This window comes from Mesorhizobium loti (assembly GCF_003148495.1).
In the GTDB taxonomy this organism is placed as follows: domain Bacteria; phylum Pseudomonadota; class Alphaproteobacteria; order Rhizobiales; family Rhizobiaceae; genus Mesorhizobium; species Mesorhizobium loti.
This window is the reverse complement of sequence record NZ_QGGH01000001.1, coordinates 1,187,798-1,203,684: the sequence shown is the minus strand read 5'-3', so window position 1 is coordinate 1,203,684 and position 15,887 is coordinate 1,187,798. Positions and strand designations below refer to the sequence as shown.

At 64.7% G+C, this 15,887-nt stretch carries 14 protein-coding genes; 7 read left to right on the top strand and 7 right to left on the bottom strand.

Annotation, left to right across the window (positions count from 1 at the left end):
* Positions 1 to 23: 23 nt before the first annotated feature.
* The 7 genes from C8D77_RS06060 to C8D77_RS06030 are packed head-to-tail and all read left to right on the top strand — an operon-like array spanning position 24 to position 6,456.
* Positions 24 to 716 carry a helix-turn-helix domain-containing protein gene (locus C8D77_RS06060; RefSeq protein ID WP_109660215.1) on the top strand — a complete coding sequence of 231 codons (693 nt, stop codon included), beginning with the start codon at positions 24 to 26 and terminating at the stop codon, positions 714 to 716.
* Positions 717 to 719: 3 nt separating this feature from the next.
* Entirely contained in the window at positions 720 to 1,799 is a 1,080-nt protein-coding gene (locus tag C8D77_RS06055; protein ID WP_109660213.1) for an extracellular solute-binding protein, read from the top strand.
* 24 nt (positions 1,800 to 1,823) lie between these two features.
* Positions 1,824 to 2,732 (top strand): ABC transporter permease, encoded by a 909-nt coding sequence (locus C8D77_RS06050; RefSeq protein WP_109660211.1) that lies wholly within the window; start codon positions 1,824 to 1,826, stop codon positions 2,730 to 2,732.
* Positions 2,729 to 3,517 carry an ABC transporter permease gene (locus tag C8D77_RS06045; RefSeq protein ID WP_109660209.1) on the top strand — a complete coding sequence of 263 codons (789 nt, stop codon included), beginning with the start codon at positions 2,729 to 2,731 and terminating at the stop codon, positions 3,515 to 3,517. The genes C8D77_RS06050 and C8D77_RS06045 overlap by 4 nt, the downstream gene beginning before the upstream one ends.
* 1 nt (position 3,518) lies before the next feature.
* Positions 3,519 to 4,628, top strand: coding sequence for an ABC transporter ATP-binding protein (locus C8D77_RS06040; RefSeq protein ID WP_109660207.1), 1,110 nt, complete (start codon positions 3,519 to 3,521; stop codon positions 4,626 to 4,628).
* 30 nt (positions 4,629 to 4,658) lie between these two features.
* Positions 4,659 to 6,041: an NAD(P)/FAD-dependent oxidoreductase gene (locus tag C8D77_RS06035; protein WP_109660205.1), complete on the top strand. Its 1,383-nt coding sequence runs from the start codon at positions 4,659 to 4,661 to the stop codon at positions 6,039 to 6,041.
* A gap of 58 nt (positions 6,042 to 6,099) precedes the next feature.
* A complete protein-coding gene (locus C8D77_RS06030; RefSeq protein WP_109660203.1) occupies positions 6,100 to 6,456 on the top strand; it encodes a cupin domain-containing protein in 357 nt (118 codons plus the stop codon).
* Positions 6,457 to 6,473: 17 nt separating this feature from the next.
* Here the strand turns inward: C8D77_RS06030 and C8D77_RS06025 are convergent, their stop codons facing one another.
* From C8D77_RS06025 to C8D77_RS05995, 7 genes are all read right to left on the bottom strand, one after another.
* The gene (locus C8D77_RS06025; protein ID WP_109660201.1) at positions 6,474 to 6,740 is read right to left on the bottom strand and encodes a BrnA antitoxin family protein; all 267 of its coding nucleotides are present in this window, start codon (positions 6,738 to 6,740) and stop codon (positions 6,474 to 6,476) included.
* A gap of 98 nt (positions 6,741 to 6,838) precedes the next feature.
* Complete coding sequence (locus tag C8D77_RS06020) at positions 6,839 to 9,673, bottom strand: nitrate reductase (RefSeq protein WP_109660199.1); 2,835 nt, start codon at positions 9,671 to 9,673, stop codon at positions 6,839 to 6,841.
* A 3-nt stretch (positions 9,674 to 9,676) separates the two neighbouring features.
* Positions 9,677 to 10,006, bottom strand: a complete 330-nt coding sequence (nirD, locus tag C8D77_RS06015) for a nitrite reductase small subunit NirD (RefSeq protein ID WP_109661329.1) — start codon at positions 10,004 to 10,006, stop codon at positions 9,677 to 9,679.
* Between the two features lie 5 nt (positions 10,007 to 10,011).
* Positions 10,012 to 12,462, bottom strand: a complete 2,451-nt coding sequence (gene nirB / locus C8D77_RS06010) for a nitrite reductase large subunit NirB (RefSeq protein ID WP_109660197.1) — start codon at positions 12,460 to 12,462, stop codon at positions 10,012 to 10,014.
* A 4-nt stretch (positions 12,463 to 12,466) separates the two neighbouring features.
* Positions 12,467 to 13,264 carry an ABC transporter ATP-binding protein gene (locus C8D77_RS06005; protein ID WP_109660195.1) on the bottom strand — a complete coding sequence of 266 codons (798 nt, stop codon included), beginning with the start codon at positions 13,262 to 13,264 and terminating at the stop codon, positions 12,467 to 12,469.
* 11 nt (positions 13,265 to 13,275) lie between these two features.
* Positions 13,276 to 14,166: a nitrate ABC transporter permease gene (gene ntrB, locus C8D77_RS06000; RefSeq protein WP_109660193.1), complete on the bottom strand. Its 891-nt coding sequence runs from the start codon at positions 14,164 to 14,166 to the stop codon at positions 13,276 to 13,278.
* 67 nt (positions 14,167 to 14,233) lie between these two features.
* Positions 14,234 to 15,550, bottom strand: coding sequence for a CmpA/NrtA family ABC transporter substrate-binding protein (locus C8D77_RS05995; protein ID WP_109661327.1), 1,317 nt, complete (start codon positions 15,548 to 15,550; stop codon positions 14,234 to 14,236).
* Positions 15,551 to 15,887: the final 337 nt, after the last annotated feature.

Genomic DNA, 15,887 nt, shown 5'->3' with positions numbered 1-15,887 from the left:
GTTAAGTGAACCCTGAGATCGCCATGAAGATTACCGAGGACCACATCCCAGACGACAGCGCCGCGTCCAGCGCGGAAGCGCGCCGCTCGACGGTGCTCGGCGATCGCATCAAGGCCTATCGCACCACGCGACGCCTGACGCTGCGCCAGCTCGGTGACATGATCGGCACCACCGCCAGTTTCCTGAGCCAGCTTGAGCGCGGCCTTTCGGGCGCCAACACCAGCACGCTGATGCTGATCGCCAATGCGCTCGGCATCAGCCTTGCCGATCTTTTCGACGACTGCGAAGTGTCGCCGCACACGGTGCTGACACGCGCCGAGCGGCCGGCGCTGCCGACCAGCGAAGGCTACCGCAAGACGCTGCTGTCGCGCCGGCCAATCCGCGAGATGGAAGTCTATTGCGGCGAATTCGCCGTCGGTGGCTCGACCGGCGACGTGCCTTACACGCATGGCAACGCGCACGAGATGTTCCTCGTGCTGCGCGGGCGCGTGCAACTGACGCTCGGAGACGAGAGCTTCATCCTCGAAGAGGGCGACAGCATCGAATACTCGACCTCGACGCCCCACCGAACCATCAATGTCGGTGACACGGTGGCCGAAGTGCTCTGGATCATCGCGCCGCCGACCAGCGGCGCCGTCGACCTCGACCAATATGTAGCCCGGAAAACGCTCGCGCCCGGTCTGCCAAAATCAAACAGCGAGCCATCGGAGGGTTAGAAAATGGGAAGCAGATCAAGACTGGCCGGGTTTGTCGGCGCCGCCGCACTGGCCTTGCTCGCAGCCGCCGCTCACGCGCAGAACGCACCGCCGGCCGGGACCGTGGTGGACGGGTCGCTGAAGGGAAAGACGCTGACCTTCGTCTCCTATGGCGGCATCTACCAGGACGGCCAGGTCGCCGCGCTCAAGGAATTCGTCGACAAGAGCGGCGTCAAGCTTCTGAACGACGGGCCGACCGAAATCGCCAAGCTTCAGGCGCAGGTGGAATCCGGCAATGTGACCTGGGATGTCGTCGATACCGACGATTTTCCGCCCTTCGTGCATTGCGGAAAACTGTTCCAGAAACTCGACCTGACCAAGCTCGACATCTCGCACATCCCGGCCGGACAGGTCGGCGAATGCAGCGTGCCGGCGATGAACTACGGCATGGTCCTGATGTACAAAAATGACAAGTACAAGGACAATCCGCCGAAGGACTGGAAGGATTTCTTCGACACCGCGAAATTCCCCGGCACCCGCGCCATCGATGGCAGCGGCAGCCCGATCGGTGGCCTGATAGAACAGGCCATCCTGGCCGACGGCGGCAAGGTCGACGCCATGACGCCGGCCGACATCGACAAGGGCATCGCCAAGATCAAGGCCATCGGCCCGGACACCATCTTCTGGAAGACCGGCGCCGAATCCCAGCAGCTCGCCGAATCCGGCGAGGCCGACATGATCATCATGTGGACCGGCCGCGCCATGACGGCGGTCAAGAACGGCGCTGCCTACACGCCCGTGTGGAAGGACTGGCTGGTCGTCATGGATCAGCTGACCATCCCGGTCGGCGCCAAGGACACCGATGCGTCCTACGCGCTGATCAACGCCTATCTCGGCAAGAAATCGCAGGAGATCCTGACCGAGCAGACGTCCTACTCGCCGATCAACAGCGAGGCTCAGCCGAAGGTAGACGCATCCGTCGGCGCCTTCCTGACCAACACGCCGGACCACGCCAAGCTCGGTTACCAGCAGAACATCAAGTTCTGGGTCGCCAACTTCGCCACCGCGTCCGACAAGTGGACGGCGCTGATGGCCGGCAACTGAGCCGGCTACCGCCAAGGTGACGGCGTGAACCAGACATCGCATACGCCGACGGCCGGGGGTGATCATCCCCGGCCGGCAGGTGCCGTGCAGGGGCCGCAGCGGCGCCTGCGCCTTGCCGCCTATCCTTCGCTGCTGGCGATGCCGGCCTTGCTCCTGCTCATCGCCGCGATGGGCTATCCCTTGCTGACCGTCACGCTGCGCAGTTTTTCGGACCCGGCCTGGGGCCTACAGAATTACGTCTGGTTCTTTTCCACGCCGGTGAACGTCACGGTCCTGTGGCGCACCTTTTCCATCGCCGCCTGGGTCACCATCGTCTGCGTCATCGCCGCCTATCCCTACGCCTATCTCATGACGGCGGTCGGGCCGCGCCTGCGCCTCGTCCTCATCCTGTGCGTGCTGGTGCCGTTCTGGGTCAGCGGCGTGGTGCGCACCTTGGCCTGGGTCATCCTGCTGCAGGATTCCGGCATCATCAATTCGGTGATCAGGCTGCTCGGCTTTGACGGCGTGAAGCTGATCCGCACGCAGACCGGCGTGGTCATCGGCATGGCGCAGGTGCTGCTGCCTTTCATGATCCTGCCGCTCTATTCGGTCATGCGCGGCATCGATCTGCGCCTCGTCCAGGCCGCACGCAGCCTCGGCGCGCGGCCGGCGCGTGCCTTCCTGCAGATCTATCTGCCGCTGTCGCTGCCCGGTGTCTTCGCCGGCGCCATCATCGTCTTCATCCTGTCGCTCGGCTTCTACATCACCCCGGCCCTGCTCGGCGGCCCGCGCAGCACCATGCTGTCGACGCTGGTGCAGAGCCAGGTGCTCAGCCTGCTCAACTGGGGCCGTGGCGGCGCCATGGGCGTCGTGCTGCTGGTCGCGACCTTCGTGCTTCTGGCGCTCGCCGCGCCGCTGATGCGCCAGCGCCACAAGCAGGCGTCCAGATCATGAGGCTGGCCCCATTCCGCATTCTGCTCGGCCTGTTCTGCCTGCTGGTCGCCGTGTGGCTGGTGATGCCGACGCTGGTCATCATCCCAATGTCGTTCAACGAGAAGAAGTCGCTTGCCTTCCCGCCGTCCGGCTTCTCCTGGCAGTGGTACGCGAATTTCTTCACCAATCCCGATTGGCTGTCGAGCTTCTTCAATTCGCTCAGGGTCGCGGGCCTCGTCGCCGTCGCCGCTACGCTGATCGGCACGCTGGCGTCGCTTGGCCTCAGCCGCATGAAACATGCCGGCGCCGGCCTGCTGCGCGCCATCCTGATCACGCCGATGATCGTACCCGGCGTGGTGCTGGCCATCGGCATCTATGCCGTCTATCTCGACTACCAACTCGTCGGCACCACCACCGGCTTCGTCATCGCGCACACGATGCTGGCGATCCCCTTCGTCATCATCGCCGTGTCGGCGAGCCTCGAAGTCTTCGACGTGCGGCTGGAGACGGCGGCGGCAAGCCTCGGCGCCGACCGCTTCACCACCTTCCGCACCGTGACCTTGCCGCTGATCGCGCCGGGCATCCTGTCGGGGCTCTTGTTTGCCTTCGTCACCTCCTTCGATGAAATCATCGTCGCGCTGTTCATCACCAGCCCGTACCTGAAGACCCTGCCGGTGCAGATCTTCACCAGCATCACCCGCGACGCAGACCCGACCGTGACGGCGGTCGGAACCATCATCTTCATTGCCACGACGCTGATCATCAGCGCCGGGCTGATCATCAGCTCGAAATCGACGAGGAGTTGAGATGACTGCGAGGGAACGTGGCGCGGCCATCGACATCAAGGGCGCAACCAAGCGTTACGGCAATTTCACCGCGCTCGACGATGTCAGCCTGCATATCGAGCCGGGCGAGTTCATGACGCTGCTCGGACCCAGCGGCTCGGGCAAGACCACCACGCTCAACGTCGTCGCGGGCTTCACCGACCTCACCTCCGGCGACCTCGCCGTCGGCGGCAAAAGCATCGTCGCCCTGCCGGCACACAAGCGCAACATCGGCGTCGTCTTCCAGCACTACGCGCTGTTTCCGCACATGACGGTCGGCAAGAACGTCGCCTATCCCCTCACCTTGCGCGGCATGGACAAGCCGGCGCGAGATCGCCAAGTCGCGCGCGCCCTCGATATGGTCAAGATGGCCGATTTCGCGCATCGCTATCCAGCCGAACTCTCTGGCGGCCAGCAGCAGCGCGTGGCGCTGGCGCGCGCCATCGTCTTCGATCCGCCGCTGCTCCTGATGGACGAGCCGCTCGGCGCGCTCGACAAAAAACTGCGCGAATGGCTGCAGCTGGAAATCAAGCGTATCCACCGCGAACTCGGCACCACCTTCGTCTACGTCACGCATGATCAGGAAGAGGCCCTGGTGCTTTCCGACCGCATCGCCGTGTTCAACCAGGGACGCATCGAACAGGTGGGAACGGGCCGCCAGCTCTATGACGAGCCGACGACCTTGTTCGTAGCGAAGTTCATCGGCGAATCGACCAGCCTGCGCGGCGATGCCCAGACGTCCGGAAACGAGACCAGCCTGACGATCGCCGGCCAGAAGATCGTTGCCGGCGGCAAGCTCGCCGGCGGCCAGAAGCCGGTGGTCCTGCTGCGACCGGAAAAGCTCTCGCTTGCCAGCGCAAAAACGCCTTTGACCGCAGGGCAGAACAGCCTCACCGGTGAAGTCAGCGAGGCGATCTATCTGGGGTCGGGTTCGAAATACCAGGTGACGCTTCGCGATGGCTCGGTCGCCATCGTGCGCTCGTCGCTGGAAGCCGCACCGTTCTCGATTGGTGACACAGTCGATCTGCGCTGGTCCGTCGTCGATGCAAAACTTCTTGCCGACGACAACCGCGCCGACATGACGATGACCTGACCGCTCTTTTTCCCCGCAGGATTTTTAGACATGGACGCCAAAGTCAACGGCAACGTCTCGTTCTGGTATGCCGACATCGGCCTGCCGGCCTATCGCGCGCCGCTCCCGGGGGATATCGAAGCCGATGTCTGCATCGTCGGCGCCGGCTACACCGGGCTGTGGACGGCCTACTATCTGAAGAAGGCCGATCCTTCGATCCGCATCGCCATCGTCGAGCGGGAGTTCGCCGGCTTCGGCGCGTCGGGCCGCAATGGCGGCTGGCTGTCCGGCGGCTTCAGCTGGTCGCGCGAGAAATATCTGCAGATGTCGACGCGCGGCGCCGTCATCGACATGGAAACCGCCATGCATGGCACGGTCGATGAAGTGATCAAGGTGACCGAGGCCGAAGGCATTGATGCCGACATCCGCCGCGTCGACAATCTGACGGTCGCCACCAACCCGCCGCAGCTCGAACGGATCAAGGCCGCCTATGCCGATGCGATCGGCTGGAGCGTACCGCAGGACCGCGTCAGCCTGATTGGCCAGGAAGAGGCCAAGGCCCGCATCAACATCAAAAATGTGCTTGGCGGTTATATCCACCACGGCACCGCGCGCGTGCAGCCGGCCAAGCTGGTGCGCGGCCTGTCCGAAGCCGTCGAGCGGCTCGGCGTGCCGATCTATGAACAGACCACCGTGACCGGCATCGAGAAGGGCAAGGTCACGACGAACCGCGGCACCGTGCGCGCACCGATCATCATCCGCGCCACCGAAGGGTTCACGGCCGGCATCTCGGGCAATGAGCGGCTCTGGCTGCCGCTCAACAGCGCGCAGATCATCACCGAGCCGCTGCCGCAGTCGCTGTGGGACGAGATCGGCTGGCAAGGCCATGAGCTCCTGGGCGACGCCGCGCACGCCTATTGCTACGCGCAGCGCACCAGGGAAGGCCGCATCACCATGGGCGGGCGCGGCGTGCCGTATCGCTACGGCTCACAGACCGACGTGCGCGGCCAGACGCAGCAGGCGACCATCGAAAGCCTGCACGCCATCCTCATCCGCCTTCTGCCGCAGACAGCCAGGCTTCGCATCGACCACGCCTGGTGCGGTGTGCTCGGCGTCCCGCGCGACTGGTGCACGACGGCTGGTCTCGACCTTGAGACCGGCATTGGCTGGGCCGGCGGCTATGTCGGGCTCGGCGTGTCGAGCTCCAACCTTTCAGGCCGCACGCTGCGTGATCTCATCTTGCGCCGCGACACCGAACTGACCCGCCTGCCCTGGGTCAACCGCAAGGTCAGCAAATGGGAGCCCGAGCCGATGCGCTGGCTCGGTGTCCACTCGATGTACCAGCTCTACCGCGTCGCCGACGAGCGCGAGGAGGCCGGCCTCCAGCACACGTCGAAACTGGCCGCGATCGCCGACCGCATCACCGGGCATTGAGCCTTCGGAACGATTCCAAAAACCTTCTGCATTTTCAGTGCCTGCCTGGAGACCCGCCATGACCGACTTTCAGACCTTCGCCCATCTCGCCGCTATCGATCTCGGCGAGCCCGAGCCCAAGCCGACCTCGATCAGCGGCAATCAGCTCGAAGCGTCGAAGACGCTGTGGACGTCGCCGGACGGCACACTGGAAGTCGGCGTCTGGGAATGCACGCCGGGCCGGTTCACCGCATCGCGCGACAGCAATTCCGAAACCTGCCACATCGTCTCAGGACGGGTCTCGCTGCATAGTCCCGATGGCCGCAGCGAGGATGTTGGCGCCGGCGAAATGCTGGTGCTGCCGAAAGGCTGGAAAGGCGAATGGACGATCCACGAGAAGACGCGCAAGCTCTATATCCTGCACTTCGAAGCGTGAGCCGGCTGGAACAGCCGCTACTCGTCGTCTGAACGATCATCCCCGGTGACAGCAGGCTTGCCTTCTATCGCTTGCCGCAAGGCGTCGTTGATGCGGTCCTGCCAGCCAGGACCATCCTCCTGGAAATGGTCCAGCACGGCGCGGTCGATCCGGATCGAAACAAGCTCCCTGACACCCGGAGCGGCCGTAGGCTCGCGGACCGGGGCGACCGGCTTCTTCACCGGCTTGAAAGCCGCTTCGGCGGCAGTCATCGGATTTGTCGGTCGGCGCGGGGGATTTGCCATTTGGATGACCCTGACTGAAGACGATTCGTGCTGACGCTGCACGCTTGCGCCACCATAGCCCAACAAGCACCGTCGCGCAGGCCCCTTGGCGAGGACAATCACTCGGCTGCTTGGAGACTCTGTGCGTCGACAATAACCCTAATCTCGGCGCGGCATGAGCCGCAATTCGTGCCGGCATGCAGGGCCGCGCCGATTGCCGCGACGCTGCCGCAGCCGCGGCGCACCGCTTCCGCGATCTGGTTGGCGCCGACGCCGAAACAGGAACAGACGATGGCGCCGCGGTCGACATCGATCCCGCCCGGCCGCCCGGCCACGATCGCCAGCCTGCCGCGCCGGTCGACATGATCGGCGCTCAGCTGTTCCGCCGCCCAGCCGCGCGACACGGCGACCGGGCCGGGCGCGACGAACAGGGCGCCTGACAATCGATCGCCGTCGAAGGCGGCGATGCGATGCTGGCCGGCGTCGCTGTCATGATAGGCTGACATTTCGGCACCCGCTGACGCGCCGAACAGTGACCCGGCAAAGCCGGCCCAGTCGATGTCGTCATCGGCAAAGGCCAATTCGACCCGCCAGCCGCCGTTACATTTGGCCACCGCCCAGTAGGCCGCGGTATCAGGCGCCGGCCTCTGCCGCGTCACGGCGAAGCCAAAGGCTTTAGCAGCGAATTTCTCGATGCGGACTGCGACATGTTTCAGCGCCGGTTGGCCGGAAATGGGATCGGTCAGCGGCGCAGTCAGCGTGTCGAGCCGGCCCTTCGCGGCAAACTGATCGGTCCAGTGCATTGGCGCAAACAGGCTGCCCTGGCGCTGGCGTGCCGTCACCAGAGCGCGCACCAGCACGTCGCCGCGCGGGCTGGAAACGCGCGCGATGTCGGCGTCGCCGATGCCGAAGCGTTGCGCATCCACCGGGTGGATTTCGACGAAGGGCTCGGCGATGTGCTGCGACAGCCGCGGGCTTTTGCCCGTCCGTGTCATGGTGTGCCAATGATCGCGGATACGGCCGGTGTTGAGGATCAGCGGATAGTCGGGGCTGGTGCGGATTTCCGTGGTTGGGCGGATCGCAATGAAGCGCGCCTTGCGGTCGGGTGTGAAATAGCCGCCGTCGGCGAAGAAGCGAATAGGTTGGAGCTCAGTCGTGCCGACCCCCTCTGGCCTGCCGGCCATCTCCCCCTCGAGGGGGGAGATCAGCTCGCCGCTCGGCTTTCGCCAATCTCCTGCGCTGCTGGATGTGCGCAGGCCGCGAAGCTGCGTATCTCCCCCCTCGAGGGGGAGATGGCCGGCAGGCCAGAAGGGGTCGGCACGACTGGGCGCTGGCCACTGGAACGGTTCAAGTGCCTCATACCCCTCCCCATCGATCTCCCCATAAGCGCCAATATCGAAATCCCGCGCGCCGTCATTCTCGAACCCCGACAAAGCGGCGTGCTCGGCAAAAACCTCCCCCGGGGTCTCATAGGAAAACGCCCCGCCAAACCCCATCCGCATGCCCACCTCGGCGACAATCAGCCAGTCGGGCCTTGCCTCGCCGGGCATGGGCAAAAAAGCGCGTTGGCGTGAGATGCGGCGCTCGGAATTGGTGACGGTGCCGTCCTTTTCGCCCCAGGCAGCGGCGGGCAGCCGGACATGGGCGTGGCGGACGGTGTCGGTCTCGGCCAGCACGTCCGACACCACGACGAACGGGCAGGCCTTGATCGCCGCTTCGACGGCATCGGCGTCCGGCATCGAATCGACCGGATTGGTGGCCATGATCCACAGCGCCTTGATGCGCCCCTCGGCCAGCGCCTGGAACATCTCGACCGCCTTCAGGCCGGGCTTTCCGGCAATGGCCGGCGCATTCCAGAAGCGCTGCACGCGCTCGCGATGCTCTGGGTTTTCGATTTCCATATGGGCGGCGAGCATGTTGGCCATGCCGCCAACCTCGCGGCCGCCCATGGCGTTGGGCTGGCCGGTCACCGAGAACGGCCCTTCCCCCGGTCTGCCGATGCGGCCGGTGGCGAGATGGCAGTTGATGATGGCGTTGACCTTGTCGGTGCCCGAGGACGACTGGTTCACCCCCTGGCTGTAGACCGTCACTGTTTTCGGCGTCGCCGCGAACAGGCCGTAGAAGCGGCCAAGCTCGTCCTCGCTCAGGCCCGTGGCGGCGGCGACGCCGGCAAGGTCGAGCACGGAGGCGGCGAACAGCGCTTGCCCGAAGCCGGTCGTGTGCGCCGTGATATAGGCGCGGTCGAGCGCGTTGTGCTGGCCGAGATAAGCGAGCAGCCCGGTGAACAAAGCGACGTCGCCATCGGGCGCGATTGCCAGATGCATGTCGGCAATATCAGCGGTCATGGTGCGGCGCGGGTCGACCAGTACGATCTTCATCTCCGGTCGCTTTTCCCGGGCAGCCGCGATGCGCTGGTAGAGCACGGGATGGCACCAGGCGAGGTTGGAGCCGACCAGCACGATCAGGTCGGCAAGCTCCAGATCGTCATAGGTTCCCGGCACGGTGTCGGAGCCGAAGGCGCGGCGGTGGCCGGCAACCGACGATGCCATGCAAAGGCGCGAATTGGTGTCGATGTTGGCCGAGCCGACAAAGCCCTTCATCAGCTTGTTGGCGACGTAATAATCCTCGGTCAGCAACTGGCCGGAGACATAGAAAGCGACCGCATCGGGCCCGTGCTCGGCGATTGTCTGCGAAAAGGTCGAGGCGACAAGGTCGAGCGCCTCGTCCCAGCCGGCGCGACGGCCGTGGATCTCCGGATGCAGCAGCCTGCCGTCGAGATCGATGGTCTCGGCCAGTGCCGAGCCCTTGGAGCAGAGCCGGCCGAAATTGGCCGGATGGTCGGGGTCGCCGCGGACGGACACTTGCCCGTCCGCGGCGACCTTCGCCAGCACGCCGCAGCCCACCCCGCAATAGGGGCAGGTGGTCCTCACCTCGCGCGCTGCGTCGATCTCCATGGTTCAGGCCGCGCGGCTGGCCAGCGCTTCCAGCGCAATGAACAGACGCTCGCCTTCGACCCGCACCGGAATGCTGCGCACCGCGCCCTCGTCGGCGCCGAGCGCCTTGCCCGTCTCCAGCGAAATCACCCAATTGTGCAAGGGACAGGTCACCGCCGTGCCGTGCACGATGCCCTGGCTGAGCGGCCCGCCCTTGTGCGGGCAATGGTCGTCGATGGCATAGACCTGATCGTCGGCGGTACGGAAGACGGCGATTTTTCCCTCGGGCGTGACGACGCAGCGCGCTCCGCGGCGCGGGATGTCCGAGAGGGAGCCGATTGATATCCAGTTCATCATGATCACTCCGCCGCCTGCGCAAACCCGACCGAGGCCATCGGCCGGAATTCGTGCTTGTCCTTGCCGGAAACGCGCTCCGACCACGGGTCGACCTGGGCGAATTTCTGGCTGAAGACGAAGCGCTCGTAATAGGCCTTGCGCTTGTCGCCATCGTCCATGATCTGGCGCTTGATCTCGGGGATGCCGATGCGCTTGGCCCATTTGTAGATGCGCTCGAGATAGCGGCCCTGCTCGCGGTACATCTGCGTCAGCGCCACGATGTGTTCCAGCGCCTCGTCCTCGGTCTTGACCATGCCGAGCACCTCGGTGCCCTTGATGTCCAAGCCGGCCGCCCCGGCAAAATGGATCTCGTAGCCGGAGTCGACGCAGATGACGCCGACATCCTTGCAGGTCGCCTCGGCGCAGTTTCGGGGACAGCCCGATACCGCCATCTTGACCTTGGCCGGCGTCCACGAGCCCCACATGAATTTCTCGATGCGGATGCCCAGCCCCGTCGAATCCTGCGTGCCGAAGCGGCACCAGTCGGAGCCGACGCAGGTCTTCACCGTGCGCAGGCCCTTGGCATAGGCGTGGCCGGAGACGAAGCCGGCCTGGCCGAGATCGGCCCACACCGCCGGCAGGTCTTCTTTGCGGATGCCGAGCATGTCGATGCGCTGGCCGCCGGTGACCTTGACCATCGGGATCTCGAACTTGTCGACGACGTCGGCGATGGCGCGCAGCTCCGCGGCGTTGGTCACCCCGCCCCACATGCGCGGCACCACCGAATAGGTGCCGTCCTTCTGGATGTTGGCGTGGACGCGCTCGTTGATGAAGCGCGACTGGTAGTCGTCGGCGTAATCGTCCGGCCAGTCGCAGACGAGATAGTAGTTGAGCGCCGGCCGGCATTTGGCGCAGCCGCAGGAGGTCGTCCACTCCAGTTCCTGCATGACGGCGGGAATGGTCTTCAGGCGCTTGGCGATGATAAGCCGGCGCACCTCGTCATGGCCGAGCGTCGTGCAGCCGCACATCGGCTGCACCGCCGCCGGATTGTATTTGTCGCCGATGGTCAGCACCATCAGCTTCTCGACCAGCCCGGTGCAGGAGCCGCAGGAGGCCGAGGCCTTGGTGTGGGCCCGCACATCATCGAGCGAGGTCAGGCCCTTGGCCGTGATCGCGCCCGTGATCTTGCCCTTGCAAACGCCGTTGCAGCCGCAGATTTCCGCATCATCCGGCAAGGCTGCAACGGCCGCCATAGGGTCCAGCGGGGCACCCCCCTGGTAGGATTGGCCGAAGATGAGCGTATCGCGCATCTCGGAAATGTCGGTCTGCTTCTTCTTGAGATCGTTGAACCAGGCGCCGTCGGCCGTCTCGCCATAGAGCACCGTGCCGATGATGCGGTCGTCTTTCAGCACCAGGCGCTTGTAGACGCCGGCGGCCGCGTCGCGCAGCACGATCTCCTGGCGGTCCTCGCCCTCGGCGAAGTCGCCGAGCGAGAACAGGTCGATGCCGGTGACCTTGAGCTTGGTCGGCGTGTCCATATGGACGAAGGCAGCCGCCTCGTTGCCGGCAAGCTGGCTGGCTGTCACGCGCGCCATCTCGTAGAGCGGTGCGACGAGGCCGTAGACCTGTCCGTTGACCTCGGCGCATTCGCCGAGTGCGTAGATGTCGGGATCGTTGCTGCGCATGCCGGCGTCGACGACGATGCCCCTGTTGACGGCGATGCCGGCCTGTTTGGCCAGCGCCGAATTCGGCCTGATGCCGACCGCCATCACCACCAGCGTCGCTGGAATGATGGTGCCGTCGGCGAGTTCCACCTGCCCGACCTTGCCATTGCCTGTGATCGCCCGCGTGTTGGCCTTGGTGATGACCTTGATGCCGCGCTGCTCCACCGCACGCTGCAAGAGATAGCCGGCGGCCGGATCGAGCTGGCGCTCCATCAATGTCGGCATGACATGCAGCACGGTGACGTCCATGCCTTGCGCGTTCAAACCGGCCGCGGCCTCCAGCCCGAGCAGGCCGCCGCCGATGACCACCGCCTTGGCCCGCGACTGGGCGGCGAGCATCATCGCCTGCACGTCGTCGAGATCGCGATAGGTCAGCACGCCCGGCAGATCATGGCCGGGCACCGGAATGATGAACGGCACCGAGCCGGTGGCGATGACGAGCTTGTCGTAGGGTTCGGTGACGCCATGATCGGAGGTGACGGTCTTCGCCGCCCGGTCGATGGCGACGATCTTGTGGCCCTTGTAGAGGGTGATGTTGTTGGCGATGTACCAGCCGTCGCCGTGGATGATGATCTCCTCATAGGCCTTCTCGCCCGACAGCACCGGCGACAGCATGATGCGGTCGTAATTGACGCGAGGCTCGGCGTTGAAGATGGTGACGGTGTAGCGGCCCGGCGCCTGTTCCAAAAGGTGCTCGAGCATGCGCCCGGGGGCCATGCCGTTGCCGATGATGACAAGTCTTTCGCTCATGGTGCTACTCCGCGGCTTCGACGAAGCGGTGGCGTTCGTAGAGGAACTTCAGCACTGCCTCGCGGCAGCGCAGGAAAGTCCGGTCGGAAGAGAGTTCGACGCGCCGGCGCGGCCGCGCCAGAGGCACGGCAAGCACTTCGCCGATGGTCGCCGCCGGGCCGTTGGTCATCATGACGATGCGGTCGGAGAGCAGCACCGCTTCGTCGACATCATGGGTGATCATGATCGTCGTCGAGCCGAGCCTGGAATGGATGTCCATCACCGCGTCCTGCAGATGCGCGCGCGTCAGCGCATCGAGCGCTCCGAACGGCTCGTCGAGCAGCAGTATCTTCGGCTCCATGGCCAGCGCCCGGGCAATGCCGACGCGCTGCTTCATGCCGCCCGATATCTCGGCCGGGCGCTTGTCCTTGGCATGGGCCATCTGCACGAGGTCGAGATTGCGCATGATCCAGTCATGCCGCTCGGCCTTGCTCTTGGTACGGCCGAAGACCTTCGCCACCGCCAGGTTGATGTTTTCGTAGACCGTCAGCCACGGCAGCAGCGAGTGGTTCTGGAACACCACGGCGCGTTCGGGACCGGGACTGTCGACCTCCTTGTCCTCGAGCAGCACGGCGCCGGCGGACACCTTTGTCAGCCCGGCGATCAGATTGAGCAAGGTAGACTTGCCGCAGCCGGAATGGCCGATGATGGAGACGAATTCGCCCTTGTCGATGGTCAGTCGGATGTCCTTCAACACCTCGCTGACCTGGGCACCACGCGTGAAGGATTTGTCGATATGGTCGAGCTTCAGATAGGCCGTCATCGCCCCTCTCCTCACTTTGCCGTTGTGCCGCGGGTGACGAAGGCGCCGACCGCCGCGACCAGACGGTCGAGGCAGAAGCCGGTGACGCCGATATAGGCGAGCGCGACGATGATGTCGGGCAGCCGCGACGAATTCCACGCGTCCCAGATGAAGAAGCCGATGCCGACGCCGCCGGTCAGCATTTCGGCGGCGACGATGGCGAGCCAGGACAGGCCGATGCCGATCCTCAGGCCGGTAAAGATGTAGGGCGCGGCGGCCGGCACCATGATCTTGACGAAGAATTCGAACTGGTTGAGCCGCAGGATGCGCGAGACATTGCGGTAATCCTCGGGGATGTTGCGCACGCCGACGGCGGTGTTGATGATGATTGGCCAGATCGAGGTGATGAAGATGACGAAGATCGCCGACGGGCTGGAATCGCGGAACGCGGCCAGCGACAGCGGCAGCCAGGCCAGCGGCGGCACCGTGCGCAGGATCTGGAACACCGGGTCGAGGCCGCGCATCGCCCAGATCGACTGACCGACCAGCGCGCCGAGCGCGACACCGACGATCGCCGCCAGGCCGAAACCGATGGCAACGCGCTGCAGCGAGATCAGCACCCGCCAGGCGAGCCCGATATCCTGCGGGCCATTGTCGAAGAACGGATGCGCGATCAGATCATAGGCCTCGTTCCACACCTGGGTCGGCGGCGGCAGGCTCGATGTCGGCGACGAACAGGCGATCTGCCAGACGACCAGCATCAGCGCGATGACGATGATGGGCGGCACCAGCGCGCTCGCCAGTTTGCCGGCGATGGCGAGCGGATCGAAGCGGCGCCGCGCCCTGGCGGTGAAGGCGATGACCGCCGCCGGCTTCGCGGGGAACGCCTTCACTGTTGTGTCCTCGATAGTCTGGATCGACATGTCTGGGAAAAACTCCGTGGGGCAGATAATTCGAGCGACAAACGGCGCAAGGCGCCGTTTGTGCTGGTCAAGCCGATGCCTTGATCTTCAGGCTGTCGAGATAGGCGGACGGGTTGGCCGGATCGAAGATCTTGCCGTCGAAGAAGGTCTCGATGCCGCGCGACGAGGACGCCGGAACGTCGGCTGCCGCGACGCCGAGATCCTTGGCCGCCTCGCGCCACAGATCCTCGCGGTTGACCTGGCCGACCAGCGCCTTGATGTCGGTGGTCGGCGCGAATTTGCCCCAGCGGATGTTCTCGGCGAGGAACCATGCATCATGGCTCTTGAACGGATAGGAGACACCATCCTTCCAGAACTTCATGTAGAGATCGGTGCCGTTGGCGACGCGGCCATTGCCATAGTTGATATCGCCCTTGAGGCGGCCGATGATGTCGGCGACAGGCACGTTCATCCATTGCCGTTTGCCGATGATGGCGGCCATCTCATCCTTGTTTTCCTTGGCCTCGCACCATTGCTGGGCTTCCATGACGGCCATCAGGATCGCCTTGGTGGCGTTCGGGTATTTTTCGATGAATTCGGCGCGCAGGCCGAGCGCCTTTTCCGGATGGCCCTTCCACAATTCGCCCGTCGTGGCGGCGGTGAAGCCGACGCCCTGGTGGACGAGCTGCTCGTTCCACGGCTCGCCGACGCAGAACACGTCCATGTTGCCGACCTTCATGTTGGCCACCATCTGCGGCGGCGGCACGACGATGGTCGAGACGTCCTTGTCGGGATCTATGCCGCCGGCTGCCAGCCAGTAGCGCAGCCACAGATCATGGGTGCCGCCCGGGAAGGTCATGGCGGCCTTGATGTCCTTGCCGGCTGCCTTCTTGGCGGCAAAGGCGTCCTTCAGCTTCGAGGCGTCGAGGCCGACACCGGTGCCGGCGTATTCCTGGGAGACAGAAATGCCCTGGCAGTCGTAGTTGAGCCGCGCCACGATCGCCATCGGCATCGGCTGGTTGTTCTGCGTCACCTTGCCGGTGTGCATGAGGTAAGGCAGCGGCGTCAGTATATGGGCGCCGTCGATGCCGTTGGCTGCACCCCCGAGCATCAGATTGTCGCGTGTCGCGCCCCAGGAGGCCTGCTTGAGCACCTCGACATCGGGCATGCCGAACTTGGCGAACAGCCCCTTCTCCTTGGCGATCATCAGCGGCGCCGCATCGGTGAGCGCAATGAAGCCGAGCTTGGCGCCGGTGACTTCCGGAGCGGTGGTGGCGGCATAGGCGCCGGATGGAAAGAGCTTGCGGGCCGCCATGAACAGGCCCGCCGTCATCGCGCTGCTGACCAGAAAATCGCGGCGCGTCATGTCTTTGAGGGTCGTTCCAGTCCTGATCCGTTTCGTCATCGTCGTCTCCGGTTGGGCGCGGCTTGGGATCCGCGTCGTCGATTGCGTGTTGATCAAAACAAAAAAGCCGCCAGCCAGGTCTTCGCGTCCCGGTGACCGGGAGCGCATGAACCTGAGCGGCAGCTTTGCCTGTGGCGCCCGCCATTGGACGCCTGTTCCGTGACCCGTGAAGGGCCTGACTATCTCAAAGCATGAACCGTGCCAGTTTCGAAAGAGATGAAAAAGAACAATAAAATCAGTGGTGCGTACCGGTCGCCGGCACACCGGTCCCTATGGCTGGCAGGCCAAAGATTGTTCATTAGGACCATCGCACGCACAATTTTTGTGCAATGCACAA